The 17,739-nt window shown below is 71.7% G+C and carries 14 protein-coding genes and 1 pseudogene; 8 read left to right on the forward strand and 7 right to left on the reverse strand.

Features of this window, described 5'->3' with window-relative positions:
• Positions 1 to 176: 176 nt before the first annotated feature.
• Positions 177 to 1,280: a phospho-N-acetylmuramoyl-pentapeptide-transferase gene (gene mraY, locus Q0Z83_RS03345; protein WP_317792286.1), complete on the reverse strand. Its 1,104-nt coding sequence runs from the start codon at positions 1,278 to 1,280 to the stop codon at positions 177 to 179.
• Positions 1,281 to 1,376: 96 nt separating this feature from the next.
• On the reverse strand, positions 1,377 to 1,724 hold the full coding sequence (locus tag Q0Z83_RS03350; RefSeq protein ID WP_317792287.1) for a VOC family protein: 348 nt from the start codon (positions 1,722 to 1,724) through the stop codon (positions 1,377 to 1,379).
• Between the two features lie 106 nt (positions 1,725 to 1,830).
• On the opposite strand from Q0Z83_RS03350, the gene Q0Z83_RS03355 reads away from it, so the two are divergent.
• The 3 genes from Q0Z83_RS03355 to Q0Z83_RS03365 are packed head-to-tail and all read left to right on the forward strand — an operon-like array spanning position 1,831 to position 3,704.
• The gene (locus Q0Z83_RS03355) at positions 1,831 to 2,595 is read left to right on the forward strand and encodes a lytic polysaccharide monooxygenase (RefSeq protein ID WP_317792288.1); all 765 of its coding nucleotides are present in this window, start codon (positions 1,831 to 1,833) and stop codon (positions 2,593 to 2,595) included.
• Positions 2,580 to 3,155, forward strand: coding sequence for a DUF305 domain-containing protein (locus tag Q0Z83_RS03360; protein WP_317792289.1), 576 nt, complete (start codon positions 2,580 to 2,582; stop codon positions 3,153 to 3,155). Before Q0Z83_RS03355 ends, Q0Z83_RS03360 begins: the two co-directional genes overlap by 16 nt.
• A 33-nt stretch (positions 3,156 to 3,188) precedes the next feature.
• Positions 3,189 to 3,704: a GNAT family N-acetyltransferase gene (locus tag Q0Z83_RS03365; RefSeq protein ID WP_317792290.1), complete on the forward strand. Its 516-nt coding sequence runs from the start codon at positions 3,189 to 3,191 to the stop codon at positions 3,702 to 3,704.
• On the opposite strand, the gene Q0Z83_RS03370 is transcribed toward Q0Z83_RS03365, so the two are convergent.
• The gene (locus tag Q0Z83_RS03370; protein ID WP_317792291.1) at positions 3,694 to 4,611 is read right to left on the reverse strand and encodes a LysR family transcriptional regulator; all 918 of its coding nucleotides are present in this window, start codon (positions 4,609 to 4,611) and stop codon (positions 3,694 to 3,696) included. The two genes, Q0Z83_RS03365 and Q0Z83_RS03370, sit on opposite strands and share 11 nt — an antisense overlap.
• A 70-nt stretch (positions 4,612 to 4,681) precedes the next feature.
• Here Q0Z83_RS03370 and Q0Z83_RS03375 point away from each other — a divergent pair, with 70 nt between their 5' ends.
• Together Q0Z83_RS03375 and Q0Z83_RS03380 are read left to right on the forward strand one after the other, a co-directional pair.
• On the forward strand, positions 4,682 to 5,569 hold the full coding sequence (locus Q0Z83_RS03375; protein ID WP_317792292.1) for a DMT family transporter: 888 nt from the start codon (positions 4,682 to 4,684) through the stop codon (positions 5,567 to 5,569).
• A 221-nt stretch (positions 5,570 to 5,790) separates the two neighbouring features.
• Complete coding sequence (locus Q0Z83_RS03380; RefSeq protein WP_317792293.1) at positions 5,791 to 6,807, forward strand: sulfotransferase family protein; 1,017 nt, start codon at positions 5,791 to 5,793, stop codon at positions 6,805 to 6,807.
• Here Q0Z83_RS03380 and Q0Z83_RS03385 read toward each other — a convergent pair.
• Positions 6,804 to 7,441, reverse strand: a pseudogene (locus Q0Z83_RS03385) (response regulator). The gene Q0Z83_RS03380 and the pseudogene Q0Z83_RS03385 overlap by 4 nt on opposite strands.
• On the reverse strand, positions 7,438 to 8,601 hold the full coding sequence (locus tag Q0Z83_RS03390; protein ID WP_317792294.1) for a sensor histidine kinase: 1,164 nt from the start codon (positions 8,599 to 8,601) through the stop codon (positions 7,438 to 7,440). The pseudogene Q0Z83_RS03385 and the gene Q0Z83_RS03390 overlap by 4 nt, the downstream one beginning before the upstream one ends.
• A gap of 142 nt (positions 8,602 to 8,743) precedes the next feature.
• Here Q0Z83_RS03390 and Q0Z83_RS03395 point away from each other — a divergent pair, with 142 nt between their 5' ends.
• From Q0Z83_RS03395 to Q0Z83_RS03405, 3 genes are all read left to right on the forward strand, one after another.
• The gene (locus Q0Z83_RS03395; RefSeq protein WP_317792295.1) at positions 8,744 to 9,511 is read left to right on the forward strand and encodes an ABC transporter ATP-binding protein; all 768 of its coding nucleotides are present in this window, start codon (positions 8,744 to 8,746) and stop codon (positions 9,509 to 9,511) included.
• Positions 9,508 to 12,006 (forward strand): ABC transporter permease, encoded by a 2,499-nt coding sequence (locus Q0Z83_RS03400; RefSeq protein WP_317792296.1) that lies wholly within the window; start codon positions 9,508 to 9,510, stop codon positions 12,004 to 12,006. The genes Q0Z83_RS03395 and Q0Z83_RS03400 overlap by 4 nt, the downstream gene beginning before the upstream one ends.
• A gap of 301 nt (positions 12,007 to 12,307) precedes the next feature.
• Positions 12,308 to 14,611, forward strand: coding sequence for an N-acetylmuramoyl-L-alanine amidase (locus tag Q0Z83_RS03405; protein ID WP_317792297.1), 2,304 nt, complete (start codon positions 12,308 to 12,310; stop codon positions 14,609 to 14,611).
• Positions 14,612 to 14,616: 5 nt separating this feature from the next.
• Here Q0Z83_RS03405 and Q0Z83_RS03410 read toward each other — a convergent pair whose 3' ends face one another.
• Positions 14,617 to 16,602, reverse strand: coding sequence for a response regulator (locus tag Q0Z83_RS03410; RefSeq protein ID WP_317792298.1), 1,986 nt, complete (start codon positions 16,600 to 16,602; stop codon positions 14,617 to 14,619).
• Positions 16,599 to 17,672 carry a chemotaxis-specific protein-glutamate methyltransferase CheB gene (cheB, locus tag Q0Z83_RS03415; protein ID WP_317792299.1) on the reverse strand — a complete coding sequence of 358 codons (1,074 nt, stop codon included), beginning with the start codon at positions 17,670 to 17,672 and terminating at the stop codon, positions 16,599 to 16,601. The genes Q0Z83_RS03410 and cheB overlap by 4 nt, the downstream gene beginning before the upstream one ends.
• Positions 17,673 to 17,739: the final 67 nt, after the last annotated feature.

Here is a 17,739-nt window from a genome sequence, read left to right on the forward strand (position 1 = left end):
TGCGACAAAACAGCGTGCCGCCGGATGCGACAAAACAGCGTGCCGCCGGGTGCGACAAAACAGCGTGCCGCCGGGTGCGACAAAACAGCGTGCCGCCGGGTGCGACAGAGTAGCGTGCCGCCGGGTGCGGCGAGACGGCGTGCCGCCGGGTGCGGCGAACCGGATGTGGGCCGCACCTATCCGGTGGCCGCCAGGAACTCCGAGTAGAACAGGCCCAGACCGACCGCCACACAGACACCGGCGATGGTCCAGAACCGGACCACGATGTTGACCTCGCTCCACCCGGCCAGCTCGAAGTGGTGGTGCAGCGGCACCATTCGGAAGACACGTCGGCCGGTGGTCTTGAACGAGACGATCTGGATCACCCAGGTGACCGTGATGATGAAGAACAGTCCGCCGATCAGGATGGACAGCAGCGTGGTGCGGGTGGCGACGGCGAGCCCGCCGATCAGGGCGCCGAGCCCGAGCGCGCCCACGTCGCCCATGAAGATCCGTGCCGGGGACGTGTTCCACCACAGGAAGCCCAGGCAGGCGCCGGCCGCCGCGGCCGCGATCATCGCGATCTCCAACGGGTCGCGGACCTGGTAGCAGTATTCGTTGGCGCGGGCGTACGTCTCGTCGGCGCACCAGTGCCGGTACTGCCAGTACCCGATCAGCGCGTACGCGCCGAGGACGAGTGTCGACGCGCCGGTGGCCAGGCCGTCGAGGCCGTCGGTGAGGTTCACGCCGTTCGACATCGCGGTGATCACGAAGACGAACACGATCACCGAGCCGACCTTGCCGACGTTCAGCCAGCTGATGTCCCGGATGAACGAGATGTTCTCGCTGACCACGGTCTGGCCGTTGGTGCTGACCACGTAGAGGGCGGCGATACCGAAGCCGGTGCCGATGATCGCCTGCCCGAGCAGTTTGCCCTTGGCTGACAGGCCGTCGGAGTTGCGCTTGCGGACTTTCAGGAAGTCGTCGACGAAGCCGACCGCGCCGCAGAAGACGAACAGCCCGAGCAGGACGAGGGCCGTCATGGTCGGCTTCTCCTGCGCGATCTGCCGTTCGGGCAGGGTGGTGAGCGCGAGGTGCCCGGCGACGTAGGCGAGGAGGGTGGCGACGATGAACACCACCCCGCCCATCGCGGGGGTGCCCTTCTTGCCCTCGTTCGAGGCGAGCCCGAGAGAGCGGATCGGCTGTCCGGCCTTGAGCGCGCTGAAGACCCGGATCGCCACCGGTGTGAGGAAGAGGGAGACGAGGAACGCGACCGCCGCCGCGACGATGACCGCCCTCACGGCGTCCGCACTGACAGGTCGGCGTCAAGGATCATGAGGCCTGATCCTGCCATCTCAGCGGGGCATGGCGATCAGCCGGTCGCCTACCGCCTGATCCTAATCGGACACCGGCCCGCCGCCGAAGGAGATCTCGTTGCCGTCCGGGTCGGTGTAGGTGGTCTTGCGGACGCCGTTCTCGTAGGTCTCCTCGCGGGCCGGGACGAGGCCCCGGGCGGCGGCGCCGGCCACCCGCTCCGCGAAGTCCGGCACGAAGAGCGTGATCATGCCGTGCCCGGCGTGGTCGGGCCGCAGTTCGACGTACACATACCGGTGTTCGGCGATCTCGAAGACCGACTCGACGTCGTTGGGCGCGAACGCCGGTTCGCTGCCCAGCAACGCCGTATACCAGGCGACGGCGGCGGGCAGGTCCCGGACGGAGATTCCGGCGAAAAGGTCGACGGGCATGCTCCGACCCTATCCCTCGACGACCCTAAAAATTCCTTAACACTGTTTACTGTAAGGAGTCTTTAATTTACGTTGGTGAACACGCAACACTTGACAAGGAGCAAGCATGCGACGCCTGTTCACCCTTCCCGCCCTGACCGTCGCCGCGGTCGGTGGATCCCTCCTCGTGGCCGCTTCCCCGGCGTCCGCGCACGGCTACATCTCATCCCCGCCCAGCCGTCAGGCCAACTGCGCGAGCGGCGCGGTCTCCGGCTGCGGTGACATCGTCTACGAGCCGCAGAGCGTCGAGGCGCCGAAGGGCTCGACCCAGTGCAACGGCGGCACCAGCCGGTTCACCGTCCTCAACGACACCACCAAGAGTTGGCCGGCCGTGAACGTCGGCACCAGCGTGACCTTCAACTGGGTGCTGACCGCTCGCCACGCCACCTCGACGTGGGAGTACTTCATCGGTAACAAGCTGGTGGCGTCCTTCAGCGACAACGGCGCGCAGCCGGGGGCGACCAAGTCGCACACGGTGAACTTCGCCGGCTACACCGGACGGCAGACCGTGCTGGCCCGGTGGAACATCGCCGACACGATCAACGCGTTCTACTCGTGTGTGGACCTGAACTTCGGCGGGGTCACCAACCCCACGCCGACGCCGACCACCCCCACGCCGACGCCCACCACGCCGACCCCGACGCCGACCACCCCCACGCCGACCCCGACCCAGACCACCAACCCGGGGTCGACCACGTGGGCGGCCGGCACCGCGTACAAGGTGGGTGACCGGGTCACCTACAACGGCGCCACCTACCAGTGCCGGCAGGCGCACACCGCGCTGGCCGGTTGGGAGCCCCCGTACGTCGCGGCGCTGTGGACCGCCGTCTAGCAGGATCGGGCGGCCCGGCGTGCCGGGCCGCCCTCACCCTCCTGCTGCTCTGCCTGCTGGCCGCCTGCGGCTCGCCGGCTCCGGTTGACGAGAAGGCCTTCAACGACACGGACGTGATGTTCCTGCAGATGGGGCTGGGGCACATCACCGAGGGTGACCGGGTCGCCGAGATCGCCGAGGGCCGGGCCACCAACCCGGAGATCCGCGCGGTCGCCACCGAGTTGCGCGGACAGTGGCGGACCGAGCGCGACACGATGGCGGGCTGGCTCGGGCAGTGGCAGCGGCCGCTGGCGGCGGACCCGTCGGCCGGGCTGCACGCCGGGCACGGCGATCTGCACTCGCTGCGCGAGGAGGACTTCGAGGGCCTGGTGAGGTTCGAGGGCGCCGAGTTCGACCGGGCCGCGGTGGCGCTGCTGCTCGGAAACCTGCACAACGCGATGGAGACCATCCGGATGGAGGCCGGCGGTGGCTCGTACCCCCAAGCGGTTGATCTCGCCGAACGCATGACGGAGTCGCGGCAGGGCCAGATCCAGCGGCTTCTCGCGCTGGCGGCGGGCTGAAAATCAATGGCGACGATTGGGTACGGTCGGCGCATGCCCGAATTGATCGCGCCGACCGCTGCCCTGCACGCCTCCTGGATCGAGTCCCGTGACGAGTGGGGTCGTGGCGTCCACCAGGACGGTTCGGGTCTGCGTCCGGGCGACGAGGTGGACACGCCGGACGATTTCGCGGCCTGGGTGGCCGGGCTGATCGAGTCGGAGAAGCAGGCGCCCGAGGGTTGGGTGCGGTGCTCGTTCCGCTGGATCGTCGAGGGCGACCGCTATCTGGGTGCGATCGCCCTGCGCCACGAGCTCAACGACTTCCTGCGGGAGGCGGCCGGTCACATCGGTTACGGCCTGCGCCCGTCGGCCCGCGGGCACGGCCTGGCCGCCTGGGCGCTGGGTGCGACGCTGCCGGAGGCCCGCGCGCTGGGTCTGACCCGGGTGCTGCTGACCTGCAACGTGGACAACGTGGCGTCGGCCCGCACGATCGAGCGCAACGGCGGTGTCCTGGAGGACATCCGGGACACCGAGATCGGGACCGTCCGGCGCTACTGGATCACACTGTAGTCAGCGGGCCGGCGGGCAGCGCGGCGACCGTGTCCCGCAGTTCGCCCAGCATGGCGGCGACCAGCGGGTCGATGCGCCGGCGCCGGGCGGCGACGACGCCGACGTAGCGGCACGGGCCGGGCGGGGTGAGCCGGGCCGCGGTCAGTCCGGACGCGTCGGTGGTGAGCGCCACCTCGGGGATCATCGCGATGCCGACACCGGCCCGCACCAGCGACTGCGCGAACTGGTAGTCGGTGCCCCGGCACGCGGTGATCACCTCGTAACCGGCCATCGCCGCGTAGTGCTCCAGCATGTCGCCGACCGACAGGCAGCCCTGCACCCAGCGCTCGCCGGCCAGCTCGGCGATGGCCACCTCGGTGCGCCCGGAGTGCCGGTGCCCGGCCGGCATCACGATCCACATCGGGTCGTCCTGCAGCGGGGTGAAGTCGAGGCCCGACGGGACGACCGGCGGCCCGTCGAAGTGGTAGACCAGCGCGATGTCGGCGGCGCCGGAACGGACCAGGGCCAGGCTCTCCTCCGGCTCGGACTCGATGACGGTCAGCTCGACCTCGGGCCGGGCGGTGGTGAACCGGGTCAGCGCGTGCGGCAGGATCCGCTGGCCGCCGCTGGTGAAGGTGGCCACCGTGAGCCGCTCGGCGCCGATCGTGGCCAGCCGGGCGATCTCCCGCTCAGCGATGGCCAGCTCGGCGGCGATGGTGGCGGCGGTCTCGGCGAGCACCCGGCCGGCGTCGGTGAGCTCGACGCCGCGGGTGCTGCGCCGGACCACCGGGGTGCCGACGGTCCGCTCCAGGGCGCTGATCTGCTGGGAGACCGCGGACGGGGTGAGGCGCAGCTCGGCGGCGGCCCGGTTGAAGCTGCCCTGCCGGGCGACCTCGGTGAGGACCTGCAGACGACGCGGATCGATCATCAGTTTTCCTTAACACGGCATCAGTAAGTAACCGCTTCCGCTTACTACCGTACGGCCTCAGGCTGAGGGGGTGAATCGTCTCGCCTGGTCGTTGTTCGTGCTCTGCTCGGTCCTCTGGGGCCTGCCGTACTTCCTCATCAAGATCGCCATCGAGGACCTGTCGCCGGTGCTGGTGGTGGCCGGCCGGACCGCCATCGCCGCCGCCGTGCTGATCCCGATCGCCCTGATGCGCGGGACGCTCCGGGCGTTGCGCGGCCGGGGCCGGGCGATCGCGCTGATCGCGGCGGTGCACATCATCGTCCCGTTCCTGCTGATCACCTACGGTGAGCAGCACATCACGTCGTCGCTGACCGGCATCCTGATCGCGGTGGAGCCGGTGCTCATCGCGCTGCTGCTGGCCCGGACCGAGCCGCTCCGCGCCGGCCGGGTGTTCGGCCTGGTGCTCGGCTTCGCCGGAGTGGTGGTCCTGGTCGGTGTCGACCTCTCCGGCGACCGGTACGGCCTGCTCGGCGCCGCGATGGTGCTGGCCGCCGCGGTCAGCTACGCGGTCGCCACGATCCTGGTCCAGCGGAAGGTCGCCGATCTGCCGCCGGAGACGCTGACCGTCGGCACCACCGTGACCACCACCGTCGTGCTGGCCCCGGTCGCCCTGGCCAACCTGCCGCAGGAGCCGGTCAGCGCCCGGTCGTGGGGCGCCCTTGCGGTGCTCGGGGTGCTCTGCACGGCGGTGGCCCTGCTCGCCTTCTACCGGTTGATCGCGCTGGCCGGTCCCAACCGGGCGGGCCTGATCACCTACGTCAACCCGGTGGTGGCGGTGCTGCTGGGGGTGGCGCTGCTGGACGAGCCGATCGGCGCGGGCACCATCGGCGGCTTCGTGCTGGTGGTGGCCGGCTGCTGGTTCTGCACGCGGCCGGTCAAGGCGCGCATCGAGCCGAAAGTGCTCGAACCGGCGAACTGAGCGTTTCCGGGCGGGGGAGATCGTGCCCCGATCTCCCCCGTCTGATCGGCTCTGACCAGGTAAGTTATATGTCTGTTAAGGGAAACTTGTGGCTTGGTCCGGAAAACTTCCAGTCAACTCACAGGCTGGCGACAGCTCAGACCCCTTGGCTGCACAGACTTTTTGCGAAATCTTTGCCAAGTCATCAAGATCGAAGGGATGACCTGGAGGAGAGGAGCGAAATGACAGCGCTGGGGCACTCGGACCGCCCGATCTTCGTTGTCGGCTGTCCCCGTTCCGGTACCACGATGCTGCAGCTGATGCTGCACGCGCATCCGCGTATCGCGCTGCCCCCGGAGACCCGGTTCCTGCTGGCCGCGTACCAGAAACGCGCCGAGTTCGGAGACCTGACCGATCAGGCCCAGCGGCACGAGCTGGCCCGGTTCATCGTGGAGTCCTCGCAGTTCGAGGACCTGGGCCTGGACGCCGACGAGACGACCGAGGCGATCGTGGCCGGCCCACCCACCCTGGGCTCGGCGTTCGGCATCGTCTTCCGGATGTACTCGGCCCGGTTCGGCAAGCCCCGCTGGGGCGACAAGCGGCCGCTCTACCTGCGGCACCTGCCGACCATCCTGCGGCTGTTCCCGGACGCGCAGATCATCAACATCATGCGGGACGGGCGGGACTGCGTGGCGTCGCTCAAGGAGACGCCGTGGAAGCCGTCCGAGTTCGACACGCTCATCGACTACTGGGCGCAGTCGGCCGACGCGTCCCTGCTGGCCGGCCGGCGCTACCCGAAGGACGTCTATCACCAGGTCCGCTACGAGGATCTGGTCGCCGACCCGGAACCGCACCTGCGGAGGATGTGCGAGTTCCTCGGCGAGGACTACGACCCGGCGATGAGCGCGCCGAACAAGCTGGCCTCGGTCGCCGTGCCGGAGTACAAGACCTGGCACACGCTGACCCATCAGGCGCCGACCACCGAGCGGATCCAGAGCTGGCGGACCCGGCTCACCGAGGACGAGCTGCGCCGGTGCGAGACGATCTTCGGGGACCGGCTGGCCAAGTTCGGCTACGAGCCGTCGGTGCCGGTCGCGCGCAGCACCCGGATGCGGTCGGACGCCAAGCTGATCGCCCGCCACCGGCTCGGCCCGGCCAAACAGGCGGCCCGCAACCTGTGGACCCAGATCCGCTCGACCGAGGCCGCCGAGGCGCCGGTGGCCGCCCTGCTGACCAAGGGCCAGCTGAAGGGCCGCTAACCGACGAGCCGGCGCTCCCAGGCCCAGGCGGCGATCTCCACCCGGTTCCGGGTGCCCAGTTTGGCGTGGATGCTGCCGAGATGGGTCTTCACCGTGCCGACCGAGATGAACAGCTCGGCGGCGATCTCGGCGTTCGTCTGGCCGCGGGCGGTCAGGCGGACCACCTCGAGCTCCCGGGGGACAGGCCGCCGTCCCCGCCCGCGGGTGCCGGCGCGGACAGGTGCTGCAGTAGTCGTACCGTGATCGACGGGCTGATCAGCGCGTCCCCGGAGGCGGCCGCCCGGACCGCCTCGACCAGCAGTGCCGGGCCGGAGTCCTTCAGCAGGAATCCGGCCGCGCCGCCGAGCAGCGCCTGATGCACGTACTCGTCGAGGTCGAAGGTGGTCACCACGACCACCTTCACCGGGTCCGGCACGTCCGGACCGGCCAGCAGCCGCAGTGCCTGGAGCCCGTCCATCCGCGGCATCCGGATGTCCATCAGCGCCACGTCCGGCTTCAGCCGGCGGGCCTCGGCGACCGCGTCCACCCCGTCGGCCGCCTCACCGACCACCTCCATGTCCGGCTGCGCGCCGATGATCATGCCGAAGCCGGTGCGGACCATCGCCTGGTCGTCGGCGATCAGAACCCGGATCAAGAATTGCTCCATTCCAACGGCAGCACCGCGTCGACGATCCAGCCGCCGCCGACGCCCGGGCCCGCCGTGATCCGCCCGCCCACGGCGCGGACCCGTTCGGCGAGGCCGACGAGACCGTACCCCGGGCGTTCGCGCACGGTGGGCGTGCGGGCGGCGGGTCCGTCGTTTCGCACCCGGACCATCAACTGCAGGGGGGTACGGGTGACCCACACATCCACCGACGACGCCTCCCGAGCGTGCTGGCGGACATTGGTGAGCGCCTCCATCACCACCCGGTAGGCCGACGTCGACACCTCCACCGGCATCCCGGCCAGTTCCCCGTCCACGTGCAGCCGCGCGGCCGGGCCGCCGGCCGCGTCGAACTGCCCGACCAGCGTCTCCAGATCCGACACCCCGGACACCGGCGCCAGCGGAGCGTCCGGTTTCGAATCCGGGTCGCGCAGCACACCGACCATCCGCCGCATCGACGCCATCGTCTCCGCCCCGGCCTGCTCGATCTGCTCCAAGGCCAGCAGCACCCGCTGCGGATCCTGCTCGGCGATGAACCGGGCCCCCTGCGCCTGCACCACGATCCCGGTCACGTGGTGGGCGATGAAGTCGTGCAGGTCACGGGCGAACTCGGTGCGCTGCTCGGCCCGGATCGCGTCGACCGCCCGCTGCCGGTTGCCCTCCAACGTGCGCAGGTAGATGCCGACGCCGATGGCGGCCGCCCCGGCCAGAGCCTGGATCAGGCCGAACGTCACGACGATGCTCTCCGACCCGGCGCGCAGCGGCAGCCCGCCGACCGCCATCAGCACCACCGCCACCGCCGGGAACGCCCAGTCCGCCCGGCCCCGGCGGGACACCACCATCAGCACCCCGAGCAGAGCCGACGACTCGGCCAACCCCCACAGCTGGTTGTACTCGGCCTGGTCGTAGAGCAACGCGGTCAGGAAGATCGAGTGCAGGCCGAGCACGAGCGCGGCCCGCGGCAGCGCGGTCGAGCCCTGCTTGTGGGCGGGCAGCCAGACCACGGCCGCGGCGATCGCGGCACCCACCCGCCACAGCGTCATCGCCACGCTGTCCGAGCCCAGGCCGCCGCGCAGGTCGAGGATGCCGAGCAGGGCCAGCGCCCCCAGGGCGACGAGCTGACCCATCCGGAGCAGGGCGAGGTTAATCATCGTGACCCAGCGTAGGCGGGCCGGAGGCGGTCCCCATCGGCCGAAAGTAAGACCCGGCTCCCCGACAGCGGGCGGATGTGCCCGAACCCATCGATCGGACAACATCCGTCACGTCCGATTCTTCGACGAGCTTGGAGCTCACATGCAGAGGCAGTCCTCACCCGTGACGGACCGCGACAGCCTGGCGGCGGTCGCGGCCGTCGACCTGGTGAAGGTGTACGGCGCCGGCGACACCGCGGTCCGTGCGCTCGACGGGGTCACGGTGGGCTTCGAGCGCGGCCGGTTCACCGCGATCATGGGCCCGTCCGGGTCCGGCAAGTCCACGCTGATGCACTGCCTCGCCGGGCTGGACACCGCCACCGCCGGCCAGGTGCTGCTCGGCGGCACCGACCTGACCACGCAGCCGGACAAGGTGCTCACCAAGGCCCGGCGCGAGCGGATCGGCTTCGTCTTCCAGTCGTTCAACCTGCTGCCACAGCTCACCGCGGCGGCCAACATCACGCTCCCGCTCGACCTGGCCGGCCGCAAGGTGGACACCGAATTCCAGGACCGGCTGATCAACACGCTCGGCCTGTCCGGACGGCTCGGCCACCTGCCCGCCGAGCTCTCCGGCGGCCAGCAGCAGCGGGTCGCCCTGGCCCGGGCCCTGGTCTCCCGGCCCGAGGTGGTCTTCGCCGACGAGCCGACCGGCAACCTGGACTCCCGCGCCGGCGCCGAGGTGCTCACCCTGCTCCGGGACTCGGCACACACCCTGGGCCAGACGATCGTGATGGTCACCCACGATCCGGGCGCCGCCGCGTACGCCGACCGGGTCGTCATGCTCGCCGACGGCCGGCTCGCCGGCGAGATCCACCAGCCGGACATCGCCGCCGTCACCGACGCTCTGCAGAGCCTGGCGGCCGGCCGGTGAACCCCGTCCTGCGCACCCAGCTCGCCGGGGTCGGCAAGCGCCCGGCCCGGCTGCTGCTCACCGGACTGGCCGTGCTCGTCGCCTCGTTCGTCGTCTACGCCACCGTCCTGGCCCAGCAGATCACCGAGCGCAGCGTCCTCAACGGGCTCAGCGGCACCCCGGAGGCGGTCGACCTGGTCGTCCAGAACGGCGAGATCAAGACCGCCGACCTCGACGCGATCAGCAATCTGCCCGGGGTCGCCGAGGCGGTGCCGCGTACCTCGATCGGGGTCCGGATGCCGGCCGGGGACCTGGTGATCGCCAGCGACCCGGGCAGCGGGCCGCTGAGCACCGTCAAGGTCACCGAGGGCCGCTATCCGACGGCGGCGGGCGAGATCGCGGTCACCCCGCGCACCGTCGAGCGGATGGCGCTGACCGTCGGCTCGAAACACACCGTCTCGCCCGGCGGCGACGCCAAACCGGTCACCGTCACCGTGGTCGGGGTGGTGCAGCCGCGCGACGACATCGGCTTCCTGGCGTACGGGCTGCTGCCGACCGCGAGTGTGGCCGGCTACGAATGGATCGACCGGATCGACATCCGCCTCGACGCGGGTGCGGACGCGACGGCCGTACAGGAGAAGATCGCCTCGCAGGTCAAGGGTGAGAGCCCGCCCGAGGTCGCCACCGGCGCCGACACCCGCCTCGCCGAGGCCCGCGAGGCCGCCGAACAGGTCGACCAGGTCTTCATCGTGGTCAAGGTGTTCGTCGCGGTCGCCGTCATGGCGGCCGGCCTGATCGCCGCGTCCACGTTCCGGATCGTCTTCGCCCAGCGCATGCGGCAGCTCGCCCTGCTCCGCGCGGTCGGCGCCGGCCGGGGCACCCTGGCCCGAGCGCTCGCCGCCGAGGGTGCGCTCACCGGCCTGGTCGTCGGGGTCACCGGGGTGCTGGCCGCCCTCGCCGTCGGCCATCTGATCCCGCCCGCGCTGTCGGCGTTCGGTTTCGAGGTGTCGAGCCCCGGGTTCCCGGTGGCCGAGGCGGCCGGTACGGTCGCGCTGGCGGTGCTGATCACGGTCGTCGCGGTCCTCGCCCCGGCGCTGTCGGCGGCCCGGGTCGCCCCGCTGGAGGCGTTGCGGTCGGCCTCCACCACCGGCGCCAAGCAGGGCGTCGGCCGGTTCCGGGCGGTCACCGGCATTCTGCTGGCGCTGGCCGCCGCCGGTGTCGCCTACCTGGTCTGGAGCGGTCTGCCCAAGAGCCCCGACGACGACGTCGACGCGCAGAACCTGCTGCTCGGCATCGTCGCCTCCGGGGGCCTGGCGTTCGTCGCCCTGATCACTCTCGGCCCGGTGCTGGTCCGCCCGGTTCTGACCCTCGCCGGGTGGCCGCTGCGCCGCCTCGGCCCGGTCGGTCGGCTCGCCGTCGGCGGCGTCGGCGGCAGCGCCCGCCGGGCCGCGGCCGTCTCGGTGGTGGTCGCGCTCGGCGTCACCCTGCTCACCGGGGTGCTGGTCTGCGGCGACTCGATCCGGGTCCTGGCCGAACGGGAGACGATCGCGGCCGCCCCGGCCGACTTCGAGCTCAAGGGCAGTACCGGCACCGTCCTGAAGGACGACGTGGCCGAACGCGCCCGGCAGAGCACCGAGCTGACCCGGGTCACCCCCTACCGGTGGGCCTCCGGGATCACCATCGGCGACTTCCAGGACGCCGGTGCCACCGACCTGTCGATGACCGCGCTGCCCCGCCTGGCCGGCCTCGACACGGTCTCCGGCGACGTCACCGACCTCGCCCCCGGCAAGGCGATCATCGCGGGTTACCTCGCCGACAACGCCGGGATCACCACCGGCGGGCAGATCACCCTCAAACGCGAGGGCAAGGAGGTACGCCTGACCGTCGCCGCCGTCCTCGGCGGGCAGACACCGCTGCACACCGAGGCCCTGCTCGACCCGTCCGACCTGACGAAGCTCGGGGTGCCGGCCGCACCGACCGGGGTCCTCGCCGACGCCGCCGGCACCGGCGAGGAGGGCCGCACCGCCGGTCTCCAGGCGCTCCGGGCGGCTGCCACCGCCCAGCCGGACATCAGCGTCGAGGTCCTCGCCGACCAGCGCGACCAGATCAACGACGCGCTGGCCACCCTGATGGTGATCGCGCTGGCCCTGATCGGGCTGACCGTCCTGATCGCGATCGTCGGCGTCGGCGCCACCACGGCACTGTCGGTCGTCGAACGGGTCCGCGAGTCCGGCCTGCTCCGTGCGGTCGGGATGTCCCGCGGCGGACTGCAGGCCATGCTCACCACCGAGTCCGCCCTGTACGGCGTGATCGGCGCGGTGCTCGGGCTGGTTCTCGGTGTCCCGTACGCCTGGCTCGCGGTCGCCGCGCTGGCCGACGACGCGCCGCTCACCTTCCCGGTGTGGCAGCTCGTCGTGGTCTTCCTGGTGCTGGTCGCCCTGACCGCCCTGGCCGGAGTGCTGCCCGCCCGGCGGGCGGCCCGGGTGAGCCCGGTGACCGCCCTCGGCACCGACTGACCGCCGCCCCGCCGCGGCACCGTCCCCGTCGCGCGCCGTTCCGTCGGCCCGCCGACCTCTCCGGTCGGCGGGCCGACGGGCCCTCAGCCGCCAACTCACCAAGATCTTTTCGGGCTGGTCGTGAGGGCTGCCTCGGGGGCCCGGGAGTAGCTCCCACGACCAGCCCGGCGGGGTCTTTCGGTCGAGATCCCACGATCAGCCGCCGGTACATCACGATTCGCCTATGCGGGACGGGGCGGGGACGGATCGTCCGGTAGGTTCTCCGCCGCAAGTGAATCTTTCTCGGCACGGGGGACACGGGATGCGGCGCAGGCTGGCGATAGGTATCGGCACGGCGGTCGCCGTGCTGGCGGCGGGTGGCGGCGTGGCCGTCCTGACCTGGCCGTCCGGTTCGGCGCCGGCCGAGGCCGCCCCGCCCGCGGCGCCGACCGAGGTGCCACCGGACCCGGCCGCGAAGCCGCCGCGCATCCGCACCGCGCTGAGCAGCCTGGACCTGACCGTGGCGGGCGGCGGAAAGCAGCGGGACACGCAGCGGTTCAGCCTGCTCGGCGTGAGCTGGTCGGACCCGTCGGCCGAGCCGGACGGCACGATCGAGGTCCGCACCCGCGCCGTCGAGTCCGGCGAGTGGTCCGGCTGGCAGAAGCTGGAGCGGGCGGACACCGGCCCGGACGCCGCCGAGGCGGCCACCCCGGGCCGCCGGGGCGCGACCGAGCCACTCTGGGCCGGCCCCTCCGACGGCGTCGCGGTCCGGATCGGCGGCAAGGCCGGCCTGACCAAGGGCCTGCGGCTGGACCTGATCGACCCGGGCACGGAGAGCGGCGGCCGCGGCGGCGGCGAGCCGTCCCCGAGTGTGTCGGCCGAGCCGGCCGAGCCGTCGCCGTCCCCGAGCCCGTCCGGAAGCACTCCGGCCGAGCAGCCGATCGAGGGTGACGGCCCGGTCGACGAGACCGTGGAGGAGCCGCCCGCCGAGGCGCCCGCGGTCGTCGAGGAGCAGGCCCCGGCCGTCGTCGAGGAGGACCCGGACACCGGTGTCGACTCGGTGGTCCAGGAGGTCGCCCCGGCCGTGGCCGCGGTGGCGAGTGAGCCTACCGTCGCCCCCACCTCGACCGCGCCGGTGAAGGCGCAGTTCCCGACCTACTACACGCGGACCGCGTGGAGCGCCGACGAGACGATCGTCGGGAGCGTCACCGACGCCAAGGTGGTCAACGCGGTCTGGGTGCACCACACCGGCACCACCAACGACTACGACTGTGCGGACTCGGCGGCGATCGTCCGGTCCATCCAGAGCAACGACGTCAAGGTCAAGGGCCTGTCCGACCTCGGCTACAACTACATGGTCGACAAGTGCGGGCGGCTGTTCGAGGGCCGGCGGGGCGGCGTGGAGAACGCGATCGTCCCGGCCGCCACGGTCGGTTTCAACACCGGCTACGCCGCGATCGCGGTGATCGGCAACTACGAGACGGCCGCGTCGACCGCCGCGATCGAGACGATCATCGCGCAGGTCGCCGCCGCCCGCCTCGGTAAGTACGGCTTCAACCCGGCCGCCCAGGGCACGTTCACCGCCGGAGTGGCAAACGACAAACTCGCCCAGGGTACGAAGATCACCGTGCCCCGGCTGTCCGGCCACCGCGACGCCGACGCCACCGCCTGCCCGGGCGCCAACCTGTACGCGAAGCTGGCCGACATCCGGGCCAAGTCACAGCTGATGGTGACCGGCCTGGCGCTGACCTCGGTGACCGGCGGCGGTTACACCGGCGGCGCGTACTACGTGAAGACCGGGGCCAAGCTCGCCTGGAGCACCGCCACCCCGTCGGCCGACATCGCCCGTTTCGAGATCCTGGTCGACAACACGGTGACGGCGACGCTGCCCGGTGACGCCCGTGCGGCCACGGTGGCGATCCCGGCCGGCGGCCACGGTGTCACGGTCCGGGCGGTGCACACCTCGGGCAGCACCGCCCGGGTCGGCGTGCCGATCTACGGCGACACCACGGCGCCCACCTACCGTGCCGCCCTGCCACTGAACCTGATCACCGGCACCTACAGCGCGTCGGCGGTGCCGGTACGGCTCGGCCTGACCGGCACCGACAACCTGAAGTTCGCCGGATACACCGTGACCAGCCCACGCGCCGCGACGCTGGGCCCGGTGACGAGCTGGTCCACCACGGTCAAGCCCGGCACCTCGAACTGGAACATCGCGGCCCGCGACGTGGCCGGCAACAGCCGCGCCGCGTGGATGTCGCGCGGTGTGGTGCTGTCCGCCGAGACCGCCGCCAAGAAGTCCGGCACCTGGTCGAAGCGGACCGGCAGCTCCTACCTGGGTGCGAAGGCGCTCGCCGCGACCGGTCGGAACGCCAAGCTGACCTGGACGTTCACCGGACGGTCGGCGGCGCTGCTGTTCTCCCGCGGATCAAAGACCGGCAAGGTGTACGTCTACCTGGACGGCAAGAAGGTCGCGACGATCGACACCCGCTCCACCTCGACGAAGTACCGTCAGGCGCTGTGGGTGTCGTCGACCACGGTGAAGAAGCACACCGTCGCGATCGTGGTGGCGGGCACGTCCGGCCGCCCGACCGTGGTGTCCGACGGGCTGGCGTACATCCGCTGAGGTTCTCACCCCGAGCGGCGCGCACCGCCGCGCCGCTCGGTCCCGGTGAAGTCGGTGGGCGGCAGCGTGAACCAGAACGTCGCGCCCGAACCCTCCGCGCTCTCCGCCCAGATCTCCCCGCCGTGCCGCTCGACGGCCCGGTGCACGGTGGTCAGCCCGATACCGGTGCCGGGAAAGTCACGGGCGTCGTGCAGCCGGGCGAACGGCCGGAACAGCTGCCCCGCCTGGTCGGCCGGAAACCCGGCGCCGTTGTCGCGCACATAGAACCGCCCGGCGTCGGCGCCGACCTCGACGACCGGGCCGTCCACTTTGCGGGTGAACTTGACCGCGTTGTTGATCAGGTTCTCCAGGATCACCCGGACCAGGCCCTCGTCGGCGTCGGCGGTCATCTGCTCCCGTACCGTGAAGGTCACCTGCCGTTCGGGGTCGCGGGCCGCGACGTCGCTGATCACCTGGCGGGCCGTCGCCGTCATGTCGAAATGTTCCCGCCGCAACTCGCCGCGGCTGGCCCGGGCCAGGATGAGAAGCGATTCGACCAGGTCGGCCATCCGCATCGCGGCCGCGTGCATCCGGGTCAGCCGGTAACGGGTCTTCTCGCCGAGTGGCTCCTCGTCCTCCTCCAGCATGTGCTCGGCGAAACTGCTGATCACCTGGAGCGGGCCGCGCAGATCGTGCGACACCGAGCCGGAGAACGCCTCCAGCTCCCGGTTGCGCCACTCCAACTCCTCGACCATCGCGGCCCGGGCCTCGGCGAGCTGCCGGGCCGACCGTTCCTCGGCGGCGTCCAGTTCGCGGCGCATCAGCTCCTCACGGATGCGGCGCGCCTCGTCGTGCGACTGTTTGCGGCGGATCTGCGCGCGTACGTGCACCCGCAGCCCCTCGGGCACATCGGTGTCCCGCACGTAGTCGTCGGCGCCGGCCGCCAGGCAGTCCAGCATCCGTTCCTCGGGGCCGGTCAGCACCAGCGGCAGCTCACCGACCTGGGGTACCTCCCGCAGCCGCCGACAGTCCTCGCGGGCCCGGTCGAGGTCACCGTCGAGGCCGATCACGATGCAGTCGGCCGGCTGGGCGGCGAGCAGGTCGAGGGCGTCGTCGATGCCGGTGGCGTGCACGACGTCGTACCCGTCGGTGCGCAGGGCTTCGGCCCATCTGTCGAGTTCGGCGCGGTCCGGGCCGACGGTGAGCACCTTGCCGGCGCCGTGCATGCCGCCGAGCGCCTCGATCGGCAGCTGTTCGGCGCTCTGCCGCAGCACCGCGGCCAGTTTCGCCAGCACCACCGCCAGGTCCTGCTGCTTGCGTACGAACGCGTCGGCGCCGGCGTCGAGCATCTGCATCTCGGTGGCGTAGTCGTCGGCCGCGGTCATCAGCAGGCAGGGCGTGTCCCGCAGTGCCGGGTCGAGGCGGATCCGGCGGATCACGGTGGCGCCGTCGATGCCGGGCATCACGCCGTCGACGATCACCGCGTTCGGCCGGCGGTCGGCGGCCATCCGCAGGCCCTCCTCACCGCCGGACGCGGTGAGCACCGCGTATCCCTCCGGTTCGAGCAGGTCACGCAGCTGCTCGCGGAACGTCATGCTGTCGTCGATGACCAGGATGGTGGTGCGGTCGGCGGTCCGGTCCGGTGTCTCCCCGAGCAGTTGGCGGGTACGGGCCACCACATACCCGGCGTCGTAGGGTTTGCCCACATACTCGTCGGCGCCGATCCGGAGCCCGGCCAGCCGGTCGGTGACCTCGCTCTCGCTGGACAGCAGCATCGTCACCACCCCGTCCCGGCCGGGTGTGCGAAGCAGTTCGGTGAGCAGTTCCAGGCCGTCGGCGTCGGGCAGCAGCACGTCCAGCACCGCCGCCTGGAAAGTGGCGCCGGTGAACGCGATGCGGGCCTCCTCGCCGGTGGCGCACAGGATGGTGGCGAACCCGTCGTCGGAGAACGCCTCGTGCAGGTCCATCCGTACGGTCAGGCTGTCGTCGACGATCAGCACGGTCGGTGTCATCGGCGGACCGCCGTCGGGTGCAGCTCGCCGAGCCGGGCCGCGATCCGGGCCGGTGGCAGCACGTGCCGGGCCGCCCCGAGCAGCGCCGCCTCCCGCGGCATCCCGTAGACGGTGCAGCTGTGCTCGTCCTGGGCGAACGTGACCGCGCCCCGGTTACGCATCTGCAGCAGCCCGGCCGCGCCGTCCCGGCCCATCCCGGTGAGCAGGCAGCCGGCCGCGCTCGGCCCGTAGTCCTCGGCGACCGACTCGAACAGCACGTCCACCGACGGGCGGCAGGAGTGCCGGGGTGGGCCCGCGCTGAGGCGCAGCAGGCCGTCCCGGACGAACAGGTGCCGGTCCGGCGGGGCGAGCAGGATCTGCCCGGCGGCCCGGTTGACCGGGGCGCCGTCCCGGGCGTACCGCACGTCGCGGCGGGTCTGCCCGGCCAGCCAGTCGGAGAACGCCTCGGCGAACTGCTCGCTGGCCGCGATGTGCTGGACCGCCAGTACCGGTGTCGGGAAGCTCGGCGGCAGGCCGCGGATCAGTTCGGTGAGGGCGGCCGGCCCGCCGGTGGAGGCGCCCACCGCGACCACGGCCAGGCCACCCGGCGGCGGCACGGGCACCGGTACCGGCATCGGTGTGGCCGGCGCCGGTGGCAGGTCCCGGCGGCCCAGCCGGGCCCGCGGGTGGGTGATCACCCGGATCCGGGCGACGATCCGCACCGACGTGCGCAGCCGCATCGCCCAGTCCGCGTCGGAGTCGTCGCCGCGCGGCTTCTCCATCACGTCCACCGCCCCCGCGGCCAGGGCGTTGTACGTGCTGAACAGCTCCTCCCGGTCGGCTGACGACACCACCAGGATCGGGGTCGGGTGCTCGGCCATGATCTGCTCGGTGGCGGCCAGCCCGGAGATCCCGGGCAGCATCATGTCCATCGTGATCACGTCCGGCCGCAGCCGGGCGACCATCTGCACGGCCCGTTCCCCGTCCACGGCCTCGCCGACGATCTCCAGCTGCGGGTCCGCCTGCAGCGCCTCCCGCAGGTGGTGGCGCATGGTCGCGGAGTCCTCGACGATCAGCACCCGGGTCGTCACGACAGTGTCTCCTGTGCCATGCCCTCCCGGCCCTCGCCTGCGGCGTGGCGGTCGGATCCCGGTGGCT

It is taken from the genome of Actinoplanes sichuanensis (assembly GCF_033097365.1).
GTDB lineage: Bacteria > Actinomycetota > Actinomycetes > Mycobacteriales > Micromonosporaceae > Actinoplanes > Actinoplanes sichuanensis.

Bases quoted from the DNA above. Each gene is read 5' to 3' on its own strand.
- Q0Z83_RS03350 (WP_317792287.1), bottom strand. From the start codon at position 1,724: ATGCCCGTCGACCTTTTCGCCGGAATCTCCGTCCGGGACCTGCCCGCC.
- Q0Z83_RS03355 (WP_317792288.1), top strand. From the start codon at position 1,831: ATGCGACGCCTGTTCACCCTTCCCGCCCTGACCGTCGCCGCGGTCGGT.
- Q0Z83_RS03365 (WP_317792290.1), top strand. From the start codon at position 3,189: ATGCCCGAATTGATCGCGCCGACCGCTGCCCTGCACGCCTCCTGGATC.
- Q0Z83_RS03370 (WP_317792291.1), bottom strand. From the start codon at position 4,611: ATGATCGATCCGCGTCGTCTGCAGGTCCTCACCGAGGTCGCCCGGCAG.
- Q0Z83_RS03380 (WP_317792293.1), top strand. From the start codon at position 5,791: ATGACAGCGCTGGGGCACTCGGACCGCCCGATCTTCGTTGTCGGCTGT.
- Q0Z83_RS03390 (WP_317792294.1), bottom strand. From the start codon at position 8,601: ATGATTAACCTCGCCCTGCTCCGGATGGGTCAGCTCGTCGCCCTGGGG.
- Q0Z83_RS03395 (WP_317792295.1), top strand. From the start codon at position 8,744: ATGCAGAGGCAGTCCTCACCCGTGACGGACCGCGACAGCCTGGCGGCG.
- Q0Z83_RS03405 (WP_317792297.1), top strand. From the start codon at position 12,308: ATGCGGCGCAGGCTGGCGATAGGTATCGGCACGGCGGTCGCCGTGCTG.
- Q0Z83_RS03410 (WP_317792298.1), bottom strand. From the start codon at position 16,602: ATGACACCGACCGTGCTGATCGTCGACGACAGCCTGACCGTACGGATG.